General features: G+C 71.3%; 13 protein-coding genes. 5 read left to right on the top strand and 8 right to left on the bottom strand.

Annotated elements, in window-relative coordinates; genetic code table 11:
• Positions 1-22: 22 nt before the first annotated feature.
• Complete coding sequence (locus AB0J71_RS24665) at positions 23-1,894, bottom strand: N-6 DNA methylase (protein ID WP_364389121.1); 1,872 nt, start codon at positions 1,892-1,894, stop codon at positions 23-25.
• 75 nt (positions 1,895-1,969) lie between these two features.
• Between AB0J71_RS24665 and AB0J71_RS24670 the strand changes: the two genes are divergently transcribed.
• Both AB0J71_RS24670 and AB0J71_RS24675 read left to right on the top strand, forming a co-directional pair.
• A complete protein-coding gene (locus AB0J71_RS24670) occupies positions 1,970-2,740 on the top strand; it encodes a protein phosphatase 2C domain-containing protein (RefSeq protein WP_357970990.1) in 771 nt (256 codons plus the stop codon).
• Positions 2,741-2,864: 124 nt separating this feature from the next.
• The gene (locus AB0J71_RS24675) at positions 2,865-3,848 is read left to right on the top strand and encodes a CHAP domain-containing protein (protein ID WP_364416229.1); all 984 of its coding nucleotides are present in this window, start codon (positions 2,865-2,867) and stop codon (positions 3,846-3,848) included.
• Positions 3,849-3,877: 29 nt separating this feature from the next.
• Here the strand turns inward: AB0J71_RS24675 and AB0J71_RS24680 are convergent, their stop codons facing one another.
• Positions 3,878-4,930 (bottom strand): glucose 1-dehydrogenase, encoded by a 1,053-nt coding sequence (locus AB0J71_RS24680; protein ID WP_352329393.1) that lies wholly within the window; start codon positions 4,928-4,930, stop codon positions 3,878-3,880.
• A 126-nt stretch (positions 4,931-5,056) separates the two neighbouring features.
• Here AB0J71_RS24680 and icmF point away from each other — a divergent pair, with 126 nt between their 5' ends.
• Positions 5,057-8,263, top strand: a complete 3,207-nt coding sequence (icmF, locus tag AB0J71_RS24685) for a fused isobutyryl-CoA mutase/GTPase IcmF (RefSeq protein WP_364416231.1) — start codon at positions 5,057-5,059, stop codon at positions 8,261-8,263.
• A gap of 200 nt (positions 8,264-8,463) precedes the next feature.
• Complete coding sequence (tpx, locus tag AB0J71_RS24690; protein ID WP_352324335.1) at positions 8,464-8,964, top strand: thiol peroxidase; 501 nt, start codon at positions 8,464-8,466, stop codon at positions 8,962-8,964.
• Positions 8,965-9,016: 52 nt separating this feature from the next.
• Here the strand turns inward: tpx and AB0J71_RS24695 are convergent, their stop codons facing one another.
• Entirely contained in the window at positions 9,017-9,916 is a 900-nt protein-coding gene (locus tag AB0J71_RS24695; protein ID WP_352324334.1) for a TIGR03619 family F420-dependent LLM class oxidoreductase, read from the bottom strand.
• Between the two features lie 9 nt (positions 9,917-9,925).
• On the bottom strand, positions 9,926-10,732 hold the full coding sequence (locus AB0J71_RS24700) for an SAM-dependent methyltransferase (protein ID WP_352324333.1): 807 nt from the start codon (positions 10,730-10,732) through the stop codon (positions 9,926-9,928).
• A 142-nt stretch (positions 10,733-10,874) separates the two neighbouring features.
• Between AB0J71_RS24700 and AB0J71_RS24705 the strand changes: the two genes are divergently transcribed.
• Positions 10,875-11,600 (top strand): helical backbone metal receptor, encoded by a 726-nt coding sequence (locus AB0J71_RS24705; RefSeq protein WP_364416233.1) that lies wholly within the window; start codon positions 10,875-10,877, stop codon positions 11,598-11,600.
• Here AB0J71_RS24705 and AB0J71_RS24710 read toward each other — a convergent pair whose 3' ends face one another.
• Genes AB0J71_RS24710 through AB0J71_RS24725 form a run of 4 tightly spaced genes read right to left on the bottom strand, consistent with a single transcriptional unit; the run spans position 11,601 to position 15,862 of the window.
• Entirely contained in the window at positions 11,601-12,746 is a 1,146-nt protein-coding gene (locus tag AB0J71_RS24710) for an ROK family transcriptional regulator (RefSeq protein WP_352324331.1), read from the bottom strand. It abuts the gene before it with no gap.
• A gap of 2 nt (positions 12,747-12,748) precedes the next feature.
• A complete protein-coding gene (locus tag AB0J71_RS24715) occupies positions 12,749-13,594 on the bottom strand; it encodes a carbohydrate ABC transporter permease (RefSeq protein ID WP_364416235.1) in 846 nt (281 codons plus the stop codon).
• Positions 13,581-14,495: a sugar ABC transporter permease gene (locus AB0J71_RS24720; protein ID WP_352324329.1), complete on the bottom strand. Its 915-nt coding sequence runs from the start codon at positions 14,493-14,495 to the stop codon at positions 13,581-13,583. The genes AB0J71_RS24715 and AB0J71_RS24720 overlap by 14 nt, the downstream gene beginning before the upstream one ends.
• Entirely contained in the window at positions 14,492-15,862 is a 1,371-nt protein-coding gene (locus AB0J71_RS24725) for an extracellular solute-binding protein (protein ID WP_364416237.1), read from the bottom strand. The genes AB0J71_RS24720 and AB0J71_RS24725 overlap by 4 nt, the downstream gene beginning before the upstream one ends.
• Positions 15,863-15,965: the final 103 nt, after the last annotated feature.

Genomic DNA, 15,965 nt, shown 5'->3' on the forward strand with positions numbered 1-15,965 from the left:
CCTTTCGGGAAAAACTACACCGTCAGGACTGCGGGTGCAGATGGCCGTCGGCCAGACCGTCGAGGCCCAGCCTGATCAGCGTGCGGCCGAGGGTCGACGTCTCGCGCAGCGCGTCCTCCAGCACGGCCAGTTGCCTGAACGCCTCCCCGTACGCCTTCTGCTCCTTCAGCGACAACCGCGGCACGCGGGTGCGGCGCACGTCGAACCTGCTGGACCCGGTGGTCACCCGGCCGCCCGCGGCCCGCAGGAAGCCGGCCAGGAAGTCGGGGTCGAGCCGGCGGGCGTCGACCCGGTAGAGGGTCAGGTGGGGGCCGAGCACCGCGCCGCCGTCGGTGATCACCCGCACCCCGGAGTAGGAGGCCACCACGTCGCCAGGACGGATCACGATCAGGCCGGGCTGCATGGTGGTCAGGCCGGAGGGCGCGCCGCCGCGCAGCACGTCGTCGGCCGTGAGCACGGCCACGTCACCCCCGTCGGCGGCCATCTTGGGCGGCGCCTGGGACGTGCTCACCAGGCCCTCCTTGATCAGGTCGCCCAGCGTCGTGGACGGCTGGTCGAGCGGCTGGTCGAGCACCTTCAGGTCGGGCGGGACGGCCGCGGCGGCCAGGAACCGGTCGCGGGCCTGCGCGAAGGCCCGGCCCACGTCGTCGCGGCGCTGGTGGCGGGCCGGGGTCATGTCGACCTCGTCGGCCAGCAGGTCGATGATGCGCACCGTCTGGTCGGAGCGGTCGTCGAGGTAGGCCAGCCAGGCGGCCTCGACCGGCGCCAGGTCGGCCGTCGCGTCGAGGATGAGCACCTCCGACGGCGGCCGCTCGCCCGCCTTCGGCCGGCGCAGCAACCACAGGTCGGAGCCGGGCAGCGCCACCACCGCGCGCAGGGCTCCGGCGCGCAGCAGGTTGGCCCTGATCCGGCGGCCCGCCTTGCGGCTCGCGGCGGCCGGCGGCATGAGCACGGCGACCAGGCCGCCGGGCCGGACGTGGGTGAGGCAGTGCTGGACCCAGGCCAGCTCAGGCTCGCCGCGCGGCGGCAGGCCGTGCTCCCAGCGCGGATCGCCGGTCAGCTCCTCGTAACCCCAGGCCCGCTCGTTGAACGGCGGATCGCACACCACGGCGTCGGCCTTGACCTCGGGGAAGCCGTCGAGCCGCATGGAGTCGCCGGCCACGATGTCGGCCTCGATGCCGCGCAGCCGCAGGCGGGCGGCGGTGATGGCGGCCGAGGTCTCGCTGAGCTCCTGCCCGAGCACCCGGGCGGGCCGGCCCGGCGGCGGGTCGTCGCCCGCGGCCGGCGCGGGGTCGCCGGGAACGGCTTCGGACCGTTCCGCCCCGCCGGGCAGCGCTGCGGGCAGCGCGGTGGGCAGCGTTGTGGGCAGGGCGCCGGCGGGCGGCAGGAGCAGGGTGCCGACCCCGCAGGCCGGGTCGAGGACGGTGGCGCCCTCGGCCCGGACCAGCCGCAGCATCAGTTCGGCCACGTCGTGGCGGGTGACCGAGAGCTGGCGGGAGTGGGCCTCCAGGTAACGCTCGCAGAGGAACTCGTAGGCCGTGAGCGCGCCGTGGCGCTCGGCCAGCTCCGACACGAGCCCGGCCAGCTCGGGCTCCAGCTCGCTCTCACCGCTGGTCAGCAACGTTCCAGCCTGGGCGACCAGCTGGCCCAGCCGCAGATCGCCGGCGGCTTTCAGGCGTTGCCACACCCGATCTCCCAGCGAGACCTGGTAGGACTTCCCATAGCGGCGCAGCCAGGACTCGACCTGCCGCAGCGAGAACAGCGGCTGGTTCGCGGTTCCGCCGATCGGCTGGGGGAAGTCGTCGTGGCGGCGGCGCCAGTTGCTCACCGCGGCACGCCCGACACCGGCGAGCCGGGCGATGTCCCCGGCGTTCACGGTCGGGTCGTGGCTCATGAGGCCACAGTAGTTCACAAGAGTCTTCAGCGCATCTGCTTGTGAAGTCTTTCAACCAATGATTTACTGCTGGGTATGAAGCACAACATCCGCTATGCCGCCGGATCAGACGTGGGCCGTCGCAGGGAGCAGAACGAGGATTCCGGCTATGCGAGTGGCCGGTTGCTCGTGGTTGCCGACGGCATGGGCGGGCACGCGGCAGGCGAGCTGGCGAGCTCGGCGGCGATCGCCGTCATGCGCGAGCTGGATGCCACGCTTCCCGAGACCGGCTCGGACCTGGAGGCGGCCCTGGAGGGCGCCGTGCACGAGGCGGCCCGCAGGCTGGTCGAACTGGCCGACATCGACCCCGCCCGCCGGGGGATGGGGACCACGGTGACCGCCATGCTGTGGGACGGCTACCGGTTCGCCCTTGCTCATCTGGGTGACTCCCGCGGATACCTGCTTCGTGATGGTGCGCTCTATCAGATGACCAAGGATCACACACTTGTGCAGTCGATGGTGGACGAAGGGCGGATAACGGAGGATCAAGCCGCCGTGCACCCCCGGCGTTCCATGGTGCTGCGCGTCCTGGGCAGCGAGGGCAGGGCCGAACCGGACATGGCGCTGCGCGAGGCCGAGCCTGACGATCGTTACCTCCTCTGCTCCGACGGGCTCACCACCGTGCTCGGGCCCGAGGTCCTGCACGAGGTGCTGACCACGGTGGCAGACCCGGCGGCGGCCGTCCAGCGGCTCATCGACCTGGCGAACGAGGGCGGCTCGCCCGACAACGTCACCGTGATCGTGGCCGACGTGGTGGCGCCGGGCGCGGGCGAGGTGAGCGTCTACCGCGTGGGCGCGGGGACCTGACGGGCGGCGCACCACCCGTCTCAGCAGTCGCATGCGTCCCAATGCCGAAATATGGGCCGATAAATAGACGCTTTCTGAATGATTCGAGCAATCCCGCGATGGCGCTACTACAGTCCATCGTGATTTGTCGGTTTTTCGGGGAGGAGTCACCCTGGACCCGATCGCGGACGCGCTGCTGAAGCAGGTACGGCAGGAACTCGGTTACAAGGAGAAGAGCGGCCAGACCACCAAATTCGGCCAGTGGTACGCGGATCGCGTCCAGGACACCCAGTACCGCAACGCGCCCTGGTGCGACATGTTCATCGCCTGGGCGGCCGACAGGACCGGCCTCGGCCCGTACGTCGGGCAGTTCGCCTGGACGCCCTCGCACGCCGCCTGGTTCATCAAGCAGAACGCCTGGGCGCAGCGGCCCGAGCCCGGCGCGCTGGTCTTCTTCGACTGGGGCGGCGGCAAGAGCTACAAGGGCGTGGACCACGTCGGGATCGTGGAACGGGTCGAGGGCAAGAAGATCCACACCATCGAGGCCAACGTCGACCGCGTCTGGCTCAAGCGCAAGGTCAGGGACACCGACAAGGTCGTCGGCTACGGCCTTCCCCGGGTGGTCAAGGCCGCGGCCGACCAGGCGACCGAGATCCGGTCGACCGAGCGGCCCTTCGTGCCCGCGCCGCGCTCGGACGTGGGCCGGTCCTCGCCGCTCGACGTCCTGGGCACGCCGCCCGCGTTGCTGGTCGCGATGGTGCTGGTGACCGTCGTGCTCTCCTTACGCGTGACCGGCCGCCGTCGTGGCGTCCATCGCCGCTTCGGCTGGCTGCGGTTCTGGAACGCGCCAGAGGGCCGCGGCGCCGCGCGGACGAGGGGTGACGAGGAATGGGCGCCGCCGGTGAACGTGCCCACGCCCGCCCCGCCGCCGCGCGAGGCCGCCGCGATCCGCGTGGGCACCGCCCCGGCGGCCGGCCCCTCCACGCAGGCCAGGACGTCCGCCTCCGCCGCGCTCCGGCAACGCGCCGTCCGGGCGACGGCGCCCGAGGTGCCCGCCCCGCGCGACGGCCGGACGGGCGCGGCCCAGGTTCCCGCCAACCGCCGCAAGCCCTACACCCCGAAGAACTGAGGCGCCCCGAAGAACTGAGGCCGCGGGGATCAACTGGTGAGGTCGAGGACCACCTTGACGTCGCCGGGCTCGTGGGCGAGCGCCTCCTTCGCCCGGGTGAGGGGGACGCGGCGGGTGACCAGGCGTTCGAGCCAGCTCCGGTCCGCCTGGGCCAGGGCGGTCGCGGCGTCCCTGAAGTGGCGGAGGTTGGCGTTGACCGTGCCGAAGATCGCGTCGTTCTCCAGGACGATGTCCCGGTTGATCTCGCTGACGTCCAGGCGGTGGGTGCGCCCGCCCGCGCCGAGCCCGGCCAGGCAGACGATCCCGGCCGCGGACGTGCAGGTCAGCGCCTCCATGACGAGCTGCCCCACCCCGGTGCCCTCGATGATGATGTCCGGTTTGGCGTCGGCGAAGGCGTCCAGGCCGGTGCCGACGTGGTACGTCGCCCCCAGGTCGGCCACCAGCGCGGGCTTGGCCCCGCCCGCCTCCCGGTCCAGGACGTGCACCTCCAGCCCGCGCTGCCGGCCCAGCAGCGCCGCCAGCAGCCCGATCGGCCCCGCGCCGGTCACCAGCACCGTGCGCGGCTCGAACCAGGCCCGCGAGCCGATGCGCTCGATGTGCTCCCACGCCTTGGCCACCACGGACGTCGGCTCGACGAGCATGCCCACGCTCTCCAGCGACGGGTCCAGGCGGACGGCGTACCCGGCCTCGACCGCCCACCGCTCGCTGGCGTAGCCGTCGATCTCCTTGATGCCGCGCTCGGTGTAGCGGCCGTTGCGGCACATGTCGAACTCGCCCCGCGCGCAGGCCCCGCACGGCTCGGGATCGGGCCGGCGCACCACGCCCACGACCAGGTCGCCGGGGGAGAAGGCGGACCCGTCGGGCACCTGGAGCACCCGGCCGAGCGACTCGTGGCCGATGACCATGCGGCTCCTGCCGGGCGGCGCCCAGCCGTACTCGGCCGCCGCCAGCTCCCTGTCGGTGCCGCAGACCCCCAGCGCCAGCCCCTGCACGAGGAGCTCCCCTGGCCCTGGCTCCGGATCGGGCACCTCTTCCACCTCTAGTGTCCCCTGCCGGCCCGGCTCGAACGTCAACGCGCGCATCGGCGTCACCCCCTGGGGCAGTCCTTACCCAGACCGGAAGGAGCTACGAGGACGTCCTACTACCGAAATAGTTGGACGTCCTAGTATCTTCGCAGGAGGGGTCCCCTCACAAAGGAGTGATCAGGCGTGCACGTTCCGGCGTACCCTGTCCGTTTCGTGACCGCCGCGGCGCTGTTCGACGGCCATGACGCGGCGATCAACATCATGCGGCGCATCCTCCAGACGCAGGGGGCCGAGGTGATCCATCTCGGCCACAACCGGTCCGTGGACGAGATCGTCACGGCCGCCGTGCAGGAGGACGTCCAGGGCGTGGCCATCAGCTCCTACCAGGGCGGCCACGTCGAGTTCTTCACCTACCTGGTCGAGCTGCTGCGCGAGCGCGGCGCGGGCCACGTCAAGGTGTACGGCGGCGGTGGCGGCGTGATCGTCCCCGAGGAGATCGAGCTGCTGCACGAGCGGGGCGTCACGCGCATCTTCTCGCCCGAGGACGGCCAGCGGTACGGCCTGCCCGGCATGATCAACAAGCTCATCGAGGAGTGCGACCACGAGCTCGGCGACCCGCCGTCGGTCGAGGCCGTGCTCTCGGGCGACCAGGCGGCGCTGGCCCGCGCGATCACCTTCATGGAGTCCGGCCGCGCCCCCGCCGGGCTGGCCGAGGGGCTGAAGGCGGCGGTCGCCGTCCAGGAGCGCCCGGCGCGGGTGCTGGGCATCACCGGCACGGGCGGTTCGGGCAAGTCCTCGCTCACCGACGAGCTGGTCCGCCGGTTCCGGGTGGACAACGACGACAAGCTGCGCATCGCCATCCTCGCCATCGACCCCACCCGCCGGCGCGGCGGCGGCGCGCTGCTCGGCGACCGCATCAGGATGAACAGCCTGGGCCCCCAGACCTACTTCCGCTCGCTGGCCACCCGCGGGGCCGCCAACGAGGTCCCGGCCTGCCTCGACGACGTGGTCACCGCGTGCCGCGCGGCCGGCTACGACCTGGTGATCGTGGAGACCCCCGGCATCGGCCAGGGCGACGCCGGCATCGTCCCGCACGTCGACGTGCCCATCTACGTCATGACGCCCGAGTTCGGCGCCGCCTCCCAGCTGGAGAAGATCGACATGCTCGACTTTGCCGAGGCCGTCGTCATCAACAAGTACGAGCGCCGCGGCGCCGAGGACGCCCTGCGCGACGTGCGCCGCCAGCTCGTGCGCAACCGGGAGGCGTTCGGGCAGTCGCCGGAGGACATGCCGGTCTTCGGCACGATCGCCGCCCGCTACAACGACGCCGGCGTCACCGCCCTCTACCAGCACCTCAAAGGCCTGTTGCTGGCGGACGCCGGGCCGGGGCTGCTGCCCGTGGTGACCGAGCGCACCTCCAAGGCGGCTGCGGCGATCGTCCCGCCCGCCCGGGCGCGCTACCTGTCCGACATCGCCGACTCCGTCCGGAGCTACCACGCCGAGACGCTGGCCCAGGCCGAGGTCGCGCGCCGTCGTCAGCAGCTCGCCGCCGTACGGGAGCTCCTGGACGGCGAGGACGCGCGGCTGGCCGGGCTCGCCGAGCAGGCCGAGGGGGAGCTGAGCGAGGAGAGCCGGCGGCTGCTCGACGGCTGGCCCGCGATCAAGGAGGCGTACCGCAGCGACGAGCTGGTCGTCAAGATCCGCGACCGGGAGATCCACACCCCGCTCTGGCGCGAGACGCTGTCCGGCAACCGCATCCCGCGGGTGGCCCTGCCGCGCTTCAGCGACCACGGCGACCTGCTGCGCTTCCTGCGCTCGGAGAACCTGCCCGGGTCGTTCCCGTTCACCGCCGGGGTGTTCCCGTTCAAGCGCGACGACGAGGACCCGACCAGGATGTTCGCCGGCGAGGGCGACCCGTTCCGCACCAACCGGCGCTTCAAGCTGCTGTCGGAGGGCCAGCCCGCCACCCGGCTGTCCACCGCCTTCGACTCGGTCACCCTGTACGGCCACGACCCCGACCTGCGTCCCGACATCTACGGAAAGGTCGGCACCTCGGGCGTGTCCATCGCCACGCTCGACGACATGAAGGTGCTCTACGACGGGTTCGACCTGGCGGCGCCCAACACGTCGGTGTCCATGACGATCAACGGCCCGGCGCCCACGATCCTGGCCTTCTTCCTCAACGCCGCGATCGACCAGGCCCTCGACCGCTTCCGCGCCGAGCAGGGCCGCGAGCCCGACGAGCAGGAGGCCCGCGACCTGCGCGCCCGCACGCTGGCCACGGTCAGGGGCACGGTCCAGGCCGACATCCTGAAGGAGGACCAGGGGCAGAACACCTGCATCTTCTCCACCGAGTTCTCGTTGCGGATGATGGCCGACATCCAGGAATGGTTCATCCAGAACGGCGTCAGGAACTTCTACTCGGTCTCCATCTCCGGCTACCACATCGCCGAGGCGGGGGCCAACCCGATCAGCCAGCTCGCGTTCACGCTGGCCAACGGGTTCACGTACGTGGAGGCGTACCTGGCCAGGGGGATGCGGATCGACGACTTCGCGCCGAACCTGTCGTTCTTCTTCTCCAACGGCATGGACCCCGAGTACAGCGTGCTCGGCCGGGTGGCGCGCCGGATCTGGGCGGTGGCCATGCGCGAGCGTTACGGCGCGGCCGAGCGCTCCCAGAAGCTCAAGTACCACATCCAGACCTCGGGCCGGTCGCTGCACGCCCAGGAGATGTCCTTCAACGACATCCGCACCACCCTGCAGGCCCTGATCGCCATCTACGACAACTGCAACAGCCTGCACACCAACGCCTTCGACGAGGCCGTCACCACCCCGTCGGCCGACTCGGTGCGCCGGGCGATGGCGATCCAGCTCATCATCAACCGCGAGTGGGGCCTGGCCAGGAACGAGAACCCGCTGCAGGGCTCGTTCATCATCGACGAGCTGACCGACCTGGTCGAGGAGGCCGTGCTGGCCGAGTTCGAGCGGCTGTCGGACCGGGGCGGCGTGCTCGGCGCGATGGAGACCGGCTACCAGCGCGGCAAGATCCAGGACGAGTCGATGCTGTACGAGATGCGCAAGCACGACGGATCCCTGCCGATCATCGGCGTCAACACCTTCCGCAACCCCGGCGCCGAGCAGTCCGACCCGCACAAGCTGGAGCTGGCCAGGGGCACCGAGGAGGAGAAGCAGTCGCAGCTCGACCGCCTGCGCGCCTTCCACGAGCGCAACCGGTCGCAGGCGCCCGCGGAGCTGTCCCGGATGCGCGAGGTCGCGATGTCCGACGGCAACGCGTTCGAGGTGCTGATGGACGCCGCGCGGGTCTGCTCGCTCGGCCAGATCACCGAGGCCCTGTTCGAGGCCGGCGGCCAGTACCGGCGCAACGTCTAGGCGCAGGCGACGGACGACGGCCCGGCGGGCGCCGCCCGCCGGGCCGTCGCCGTGCCGCCCGTGCGCCCTTCCGGGCCGCTTCCGGGCCGCTTCCGGGCCGTCGCTGGGTCGTCGCTGTGCCGTGCCCGAGCCGCTACGGCGCGGGGGAGATCGCGCCGCTAGGATCGCTGGTCGGGGAACATCGCTATCAGGAGGCTTTCATGTCCGACGTCACTTTCAAGGGCAACCCGATCACCGTGGGCGGCGCCTTCCCGAAGCCCGGCGACGCCGCGCCCGCCTTCAAGCTGGTCGGCACCGACCTGTCCGACCGCACGCTGGCCGACTTCGCCGGCAAGACCAAGGTGCTCAACATCTTCCCGAGCGTCGACACCGGCGTCTGCGCGGCCTCGGTGCGCCGCTTCAACCAGGTCGCGTCCGAGCACCCCGACGCGGTCGTGCTCTGCGTCTCGGCCGACCTGCCCTTCGCCCAGAACCGGTTCTGCGGCGCCGAGGGCCTGGACAAGGTGACCATGCTCTCGCTCATGCGCGGGCGCGAGTTCCTCGCCGACTACGGCGTGGCCCAGGAGTCGGGCCCGCTGGCCGGCCTGGCCGCGCGCGCGGTCGTCGTGATCGACGCCGACGACAACGTGGTCTACTCCGAGCTGGTGCCCGAGATCACCCAGGAGCCCGACTACGAGGGCGCGCTGTCCGCGCTCAAGTAACCCCGCGCTCAAACCTCGCTCAAACCGCGCTCAAACCGCGCTCAATCCGCGCTCAATCCGCGCCGAGACGCTCGCGGAAGTCGGCGGCCAGCTCCAGCAGGTGGTCGTCGTCGGCGGCGGTGTGCTGGAGGTCCAGGACGACCTCGTGGACCCCGGCCTCCGCCGCCCGCGACAGGTACGCCGCGATCTGGGCGACCGTGCCGCTGCGCGGCGGGGCGCCGTCGCCGGTGATCACCGGGTTGGAGCGCAGGATCATGCGCAGGGCGTCCGGGTCGCGTCCGGCGCGCTCGGCGGCGTCCCTGACCGTCTCCCACATCGACAGGAGCACGGGCACGGGCAGCGCGGCCGTCAGCCAGCCGTCGCCCCTGCGCCCGATCCGGCGCAACGCCTCCGGGGCGAACCCGGCCAGCAGCAGCGGCGGGCGGCGGGCCGGCTTGGGGTCGATGTGGCTGGGCGCGATCGTCCACAGGTCGTGCTCGAACGTCACGGGGTCCGTGCCCCAGATCGCCTCCAGGGCGTCGAGGGTGGCCTCGTAACGTTCGGCCCGGCCCTTCCAGGGCACGCCCACGGCGGCGTACTCGTCGGAGGACCAGCCGAGGCCGAGGCCCGCCGCCAGCCGGCCGCCGCTCAGGTGGTCGATCGTGGTGAGCGAGCGGGCCAGCACCGGCGGCGGGTACCAGCAGGCGTTGAGCGCGCTGGTGCCCAGCCGTACCGACGAGGTCACGGACGCGGCCACCGCCAGCACCGCGAACGGGTCGAGGAACACCCGATGGGCCCGCGGCACGCTGCCGTCGCCCCCGGGATAGCGGTCCTTGGGCCGCAGCGGCGTCAGCAGCCGGTCGCCCGCCCACAGGCCGGCGAACCCCATCGCCTCGGCCTCGCGGGCCACCCGCGTCACGCTGCTCAGCGCGGCGAACCCGCCGTACTGCGGGACGGCGAGGCCGAGGTCCATGGGCGTGTCCTAGAGCTTCCTGGCCACGCCGCACACGATGAGCGACGACTCGGGGTGGTCCATGAAGTCGATCGTGTCCGCCTGGTCCGGATGCCACTCGGGCAGCCACACCAGGCCGGGCTCCACCAGCTCGAACCCCTCGAACAGCTCCCTGATCCTGGCCCGGCTGCGCAGCGCCAGCCGCGCGGTGGCGTTGCGGTAGACCTCGGTGCCCGTGCTGACCGCGTCGGGACGGGCGTCGCTGGTGCCGTGGGACATGACCAGGTAACTACCCGGCGCCATGGCCTCACGCAGGGTCTTGAGTATCCGCTCCGGGTCGTCGGACTCCTCGATGAAGTGCATGATCGCCACCAGCAGCACGGCGACCGGCCGGCTGAAGTCGATGGTCCGCAGCACCTCCGGGTCGCGCAGGATGTCGCCCGGGTTGCGCAGGTCGCCCTCGACCACTGTCGTGTCCTCGCCGTGGCCGGTGAGCAGCGCCCTGGCGTGCACCAGCACCACGGGGTCACGGTCGACGTAGACGACGCGGGAGCCGGGCGCGACCTTGGCGGCGACCTCGTGCACGTTCCCCTGGGTCGGCAGCCCCGTGCCGATGTCGAGGAACTGCCTGATCCCGGACTCGGCGAGGTGGCGGACGGCGCGGCCGAGGAAGGCGCGGTTGGCCCGCGCCGCCGCCCGTACCTCGGGCGCCACCGCGAGGATGCGCTCGGCCGCCGCGCGGTCGACCGGGAAGTGATCCTTGCCGCCGAGGTAGTAGTCGTAGAGCCGTGCCACGTTCGGCGTGTTCGGATCGAAGTCCGATGCCTCGTGCTCCAACCGTCGAGCCCCCGATCACAGAGTTTTAACGATCTTTACCGGGATTCTACGGATCTATACCGACATAAGAGTGGTGCTACGCATATTTCAGGAAAACGCAACCTAAGGTGGTGCCGTGGTCCACGATGACACAGGGATCCCTGTGGAGGTACCCCAGACCGTCCGGCGCATCGTGTCGCTGGTGCCGTCGCTGACCGAGTCCGTGGCGGCGACCGTCCCGGAGGCGCTGGTCGGGGCGACGGACTGGTGCACGCACCCGGCCGACCTGGACGTGGCCCGGGTCAGGGGCACCAAGAACCCCGACCTCGACGCCGTCCTGCGCCTGCGCCCGGACGTCGTCCTGGCCAACGCCGAGGAGAACCGCGCGCCCGACGTCGAGGCCCTGCGCGCGGCGGGCGTGGCGGTGTGGGTGACCAGGATCGAGACGCTGGAGCAGGCGTTCACCTCGCTGGAGCGCATGTTCGCGCACGCCTGCCGTACGGACCGCCCGGCCTGGCTGGCCGAGGCCCGCCAGGCGTGGGGAGCCCCCGCGGACGGCCCGCGGCGCACCGCGATCGTGCCGATCTGGCGCCGCCCCTGGATGGTCGTGGGCCGCGACACCTTCACCGGGGACGTGCTGCGCCACCTCGGCGTGGACAACCTGTACGCCGCCCACCCCGACCGCTATCCGAAGATCCCGCTGCCCGAGCTGACCGGCAACCGCCCCGACCTGGTCGTGCTGCCCGACGAGCCCTACGCCTTCAGCGCGGACGACGGCCCCGAGGCGTTCCCCGGCGTGGACTGCGCGCTGGTCAGCGGCCGCCTGCTGACCTGGTACGGCCCCTCGCTCACCGAGGCCGCCACCGCCCTGCCGCGCGCGCGGGCCTGATCAGCCGACGGCGGCCAGCGCGGCGTCCACGGCCGCGGGGGAGAGCACGTGCTCCATGACGATCACCGCCATGCCCACGATCCCCGCCCGGTCGCCGAGCCTGCTGGTGACGATCTCCAGGTTGCGCGTCGTGTACGGCAGGCTCCGCCGGTAGACGATCTCCCTGATCCCGGTCAGGTAGTGCTCCTCCGTCTCGGCCATGTCCCCGGCCAGCACCAGCACGCCGGGGTTGAGCAGGCTCACCGCGGTGGCCAGCACCACGCCCAGCGTGCGGCCCGCCTCCTGGACGCGCGCGATCGCCGCCGGGTCGCCGGCCTGCACCAGGCGCACGACGTCGCGGCTGGTCTCCCGGCCCAGGTCGGCCGCGATCGCGTGCCCGCCGGCCAGCGAGGCCACGCAGCCGCGCGAGCCGCAGGTGCACACCCGGTCGTCGCTCTCCCGGATGCGGACGTGCCCGATGTTGCCCGCGGCCTCCTCGACGCCCCGGTAGATCCGCCCGTCGAGGACGATGCCGGTGCCGATGCCGGTGGACACCTTGACCAGGACCAGCGAGTCGGTCTCCCGCCAGGACGACCACCACTCGCCGAGGGCCATCGCGTTGGCGTCGTTCTCCACCAGGATGGGCACGTCGTACGTGCGCCCGACGGCCTCCCTGATCGGGTGGTCGTCCCAGCCCGGCATCAGGAACGACCTGATCACCCGTCCGCCGGTGTGGTCGACCGAGCCGGGCAGGTCGAGCCCGATGCCGCACACGTCGCCGACCGGCCGCCCGGCCCTGTCCAGCAGGCGCTGGAACGCCTCGCGCACCCACGTCAGCACGGGCTCGGGCCCGCGGTCGATGCGCATCTCGGCGCGTTCCTCGGCCATCGGACGGGCGGCGAGGTCGGTGAGCGCCACCCGGGCGTGGGTGGCGCCCAGGTCGGCCACGAGGATCAGCCGCCGGCCGGCGTCGACGTCGAGCACCGAGGGCGGCCGGCCGCCGCCCGAGGCGCCGACGCCGGACTCGTGCAGGTAGCCGGCGGCGATGAGCCGGTCGACCCGGTCGGTGACGGTCGACCGGGACAGGCCGGTGAACTCGATCAAATCTTTGCGGGTACGGCAGGAGCCATCGCGGATGAGCTGGAGGACCTGCCCTGCCGTCAGCATGTCTATCCCTTCTCCGCTCCTGCCGTGAGGCCCTCCGTCAGCAGGCGTTCACTGGCGAAGAACACGATCACGATGGGCAGCGTCAGCACCACGGATCCTGCCATCAGCACCGTCGTGGGGATCTCTATGCTCCCCGCCAGCTGAGAGAGCCCCAGGGAGACCGTCCAGCTCTCCCGCCGCTCCACGAGGAACAGCAGGGCGAACAGGAACTCGTTCCACGCGATCATGAACGCGTAGAGGCCGGTTGCCATGAGCGCGGGCTTGGACAGTGGCAGCACCACCCGCCAGATGGTCGACAGCCGCGAGCAGCCGTCGATCGCGGCCGCCTCCTCCACGCTCTGCGGCACGGTCTCGAAGTAGTTGCGCAGCATGTATACCGTGACGGGCACGGTCTGCGCGATATAAACCAGGATCAGTCCGACCAGAGATCCCCTGAGCCCCAGCATGGTGAACAGCACGAACAGGGGGATGGCCAGCACGATCGCCGGAAACAGGTAGACGGCGAGGAACAGGAAGTGCACCTGCCGCCGGCCGAAGAAGCGCAGCCGCGCGACGGCGTAGGCGCCCGGGATCGAGATCAGCAGCGTGGCGGCCACCGAGGCGACCGCCACGACCGCGCTGTTCCTGATGAACGTGAGGAACCCCTGCGTGGTCAGCACGTTCACGTACGTGTCCAGGGTGAAGTGCCGTGGCCACACCGAGCCGGGCTCCAGGATGAGCTCCTGGATGTCCCGTACGGACAGCGTCACCATGTACAGGAACGGCAGCCCGGTGACGGCGAAGAGGAACACGATGACCACCGGCCGCAGCACCGCGAACAGCGCGCGCTCGAACCTATCCCTGCTCACGATCGCCTCCCGAGAAGAAGCGCAGGTACACGGCCAGCAGCACGACGAGGACGACGGCCAGGACGATCGCCTGCGCGGCCGAGGCGCCGATGTCGTCGCGGGCGGTCAGGAAGTTGTAGACGCGCACGCTGACCACCTCGGTGCCGGCGCCGCCGCCGGTCAGCAGGTAGACGTCGTCGAACTTGGTGAAGGTGAACACGAACCGCAGCACCGCCAGCAGCGCCACGATGCGCCAGAGCTGCGGCATGATCACGTGCCGGAAGCGCTGGGTGGGGGTGGCGCCGTCCACGACCGCGGCCTCCTCCAGCTCGGCCGGCAGCGCCTGGAGCCGGGCCAGGATGAACAGGAACGCGAACGGGAAGTACCGCCACGCCTCGAACGCGATCACCGTGAGCAGCGCGACCGGCACCTTCAGCCCCAGGAGGTCGCCCTGGGCCTGGGTGAGGAAGGCGATCGGCTCCTTCAGCCAGGTGTTCACGATGCCGTACTGGGGGTTCAGCATGGTCTCCCACAGGAAGGCCACGGCCACCACCGGCGCCACGTACGGGATCAGGATCGAGGCCCTGACCAGGGTGCGGCCGGGGAACCTGGCGCGCAGGGCGAGCGCGGTCACCAGGCCGATGGCGATCGACAAGGCCGTCCCGGCCACCGTGTAGATCAGGGTGTTGACCAGCGACGCCCAGAAACCCGGCTCGGAGATCACGTACGTGAAGTTCTCCAGCGTGTAGTGCCCGAAGACGCCGGCCCGGCGGATGTTGATCAGCCGCACGTCCTGGAAGGCCAGCATGATCGCCCACAGCAGCGGCAGCACCACCACGACCAGCGTGATGACCAGCGTGGGCGAGATCAGCGCCAGCCCGGCCCGCCCTTCCCGCTGCCGCAGGGTGCGGGGTGCGCTCATTGCCGGATCCCGCGCTTGATGGTCTCCACGTCCTTCTTGGCCTGGGCGGCGGCGGCCTGCGGGGTCAGCGAGCCGTCGGCCACCTGGCTGAGGGCCTTGGGCACGGGCAGCTCGCCCATCGTGGCGCCGACCAGCTTGCCCTGGCCCTGCGGGATGCCCCAGCGGGCGAAGGTGTCGGGGCTCCTGCGCAGCGCGTCCAGCACGTCGGCCGGGTAGACCTCCGACAGCGGCTTCTTGGTGTCCACGCCCGCGGGCAGCTTCTTCCACTTGTCCGCGAAGCCCTTGCGGGTGGGGAACTTGCCCTCGGGCGCCATCCCGATCCAGCGCTCGTAGCCCTCGTCCATCATGTACGTGACGAACTTGGCGGCCGGATCGGCGGCGGCGCCGCGCAGCACCGCCCAGGAGACGATCTCGCCGTACTGGGCGGGCGCGCTCGCGCCCGGGCCCTTCAGCGCCGTGACCACGCCGGTGTTCCTCGCCAGCCACTCGGGGTCGGCGCGGCACTCGGGGCAGCTCGGCAGCGCGTCCTTACGCAGCCCCGCCAGCTCGTCGAGGATGAAGGACGACCAGATCATCATGGCCGCCTTCCCGGAGAAGTACGTGGCCCTGGTGGAGTCGACGTCCTGTTTGCCCTTGACCGAGTAGTTCTTCGCCAGTTTTGCGTAGAAATCGAAGGCTTTCACGCACTGTGGGCTGTCGAGCGTGACATTTCCGGAATTGTCGACTAGTTGGCAGCCGTTCGCCAGCGCCACGTGCTCGAAGCTCTGCGCGGTGAAGGAGTCCTTGGGCGCGATCGCCAGCGTGATGCCCGCCACCCCACCCGCGTTCAGCTTCGCCGCCGCCGCCTCCAGCGCCTCGTAGGTGTCCGGCGGCGCCAGCCCGGCCTTGTCGAACAGGTCCTTGCGGTAGAGCAGGAGCTGCGCCCACCCGTCGCTGGGCACGGCCAGCAGCTTGCCGCCCGAGGAGTCCAGTTCGAGCGCGCGCGGCGAGAAGGAGTCCCTGCCGAGCTTGTCCACGATCCGGCCCGGCGTCCCGGTGTCCAGCAGGTCGTTGGCCTCCAGCTCGCGGATGGAGGCCAGCGGCAGCGCGCCGATGACGTCGGGGAGGTCGTCCGCGGCGGCGGCGGCCGTCACGGTCTGGCTGAACTGGTCCTCCCCGACGCCGACCAGCTTCACCTTGATCCCGGTCTTCCTGGTGAACTCGGCGATGATCTGGTTCTGCACGGCCATCCGGTCGCCGAGGTTCTCCTCGGTCCAGACGGTGATCTGGTTCGCGCCGGACTGCTGCTCGCCGCCGTCGCCGCAGGCCGTGAGGGCGGCCGAGGCCAGCAGTGCGACGGAGAGGACGGCGGTGACCCTGTTCGGCATGGCACGCTCCTCTGGTTGGGGATATGCCGCACTTACCCGCAGAAAAGGGCCAGGCACCTGGCGTAGGCGAGAACGAGACCGGCCTGTACCCTCGCCGTGCCGC

It is taken from the genome of Nonomuraea sp. NPDC049637 (genome assembly GCF_040675235.1).
In the GTDB taxonomy this organism is placed as follows: Bacteria; Actinomycetota; Actinomycetes; order Streptosporangiales; family Streptosporangiaceae; genus Nonomuraea.

Bases quoted from the DNA above. Each gene is read 5' to 3' on its own strand.
- AB0J71_RS24670 (WP_357970990.1), top strand. From the start codon at position 1,970: ATGAAGCACAACATCCGCTATGCCGCCGGATCAGACGTGGGCCGTCGC.
- tpx (WP_352324335.1), top strand. From the start codon at position 8,464: ATGTCCGACGTCACTTTCAAGGGCAACCCGATCACCGTGGGCGGCGCC.
- AB0J71_RS24680 (WP_352329393.1), bottom strand. From the start codon at position 4,930: ATGCGCGCGTTGACGTTCGAGCCGGGCCGGCAGGGGACACTAGAGGTG.
- AB0J71_RS24725 (WP_364416237.1), bottom strand. From the start codon at position 15,862: ATGCCGAACAGGGTCACCGCCGTCCTCTCCGTCGCACTGCTGGCCTCG.
- AB0J71_RS24695 (WP_352324334.1), bottom strand. From the start codon at position 9,916: ATGGACCTCGGCCTCGCCGTCCCGCAGTACGGCGGGTTCGCCGCGCTG.
- AB0J71_RS24720 (WP_352324329.1), bottom strand. From the start codon at position 14,495: ATGAGCGCACCCCGCACCCTGCGGCAGCGGGAAGGGCGGGCCGGGCTG.
- AB0J71_RS24665 (WP_364389121.1), bottom strand. From the start codon at position 1,894: ATGAGCCACGACCCGACCGTGAACGCCGGGGACATCGCCCGGCTCGCC.
- AB0J71_RS24710 (WP_352324331.1), bottom strand. From the start codon at position 12,746: ATGCTGACGGCAGGGCAGGTCCTCCAGCTCATCCGCGATGGCTCCTGC.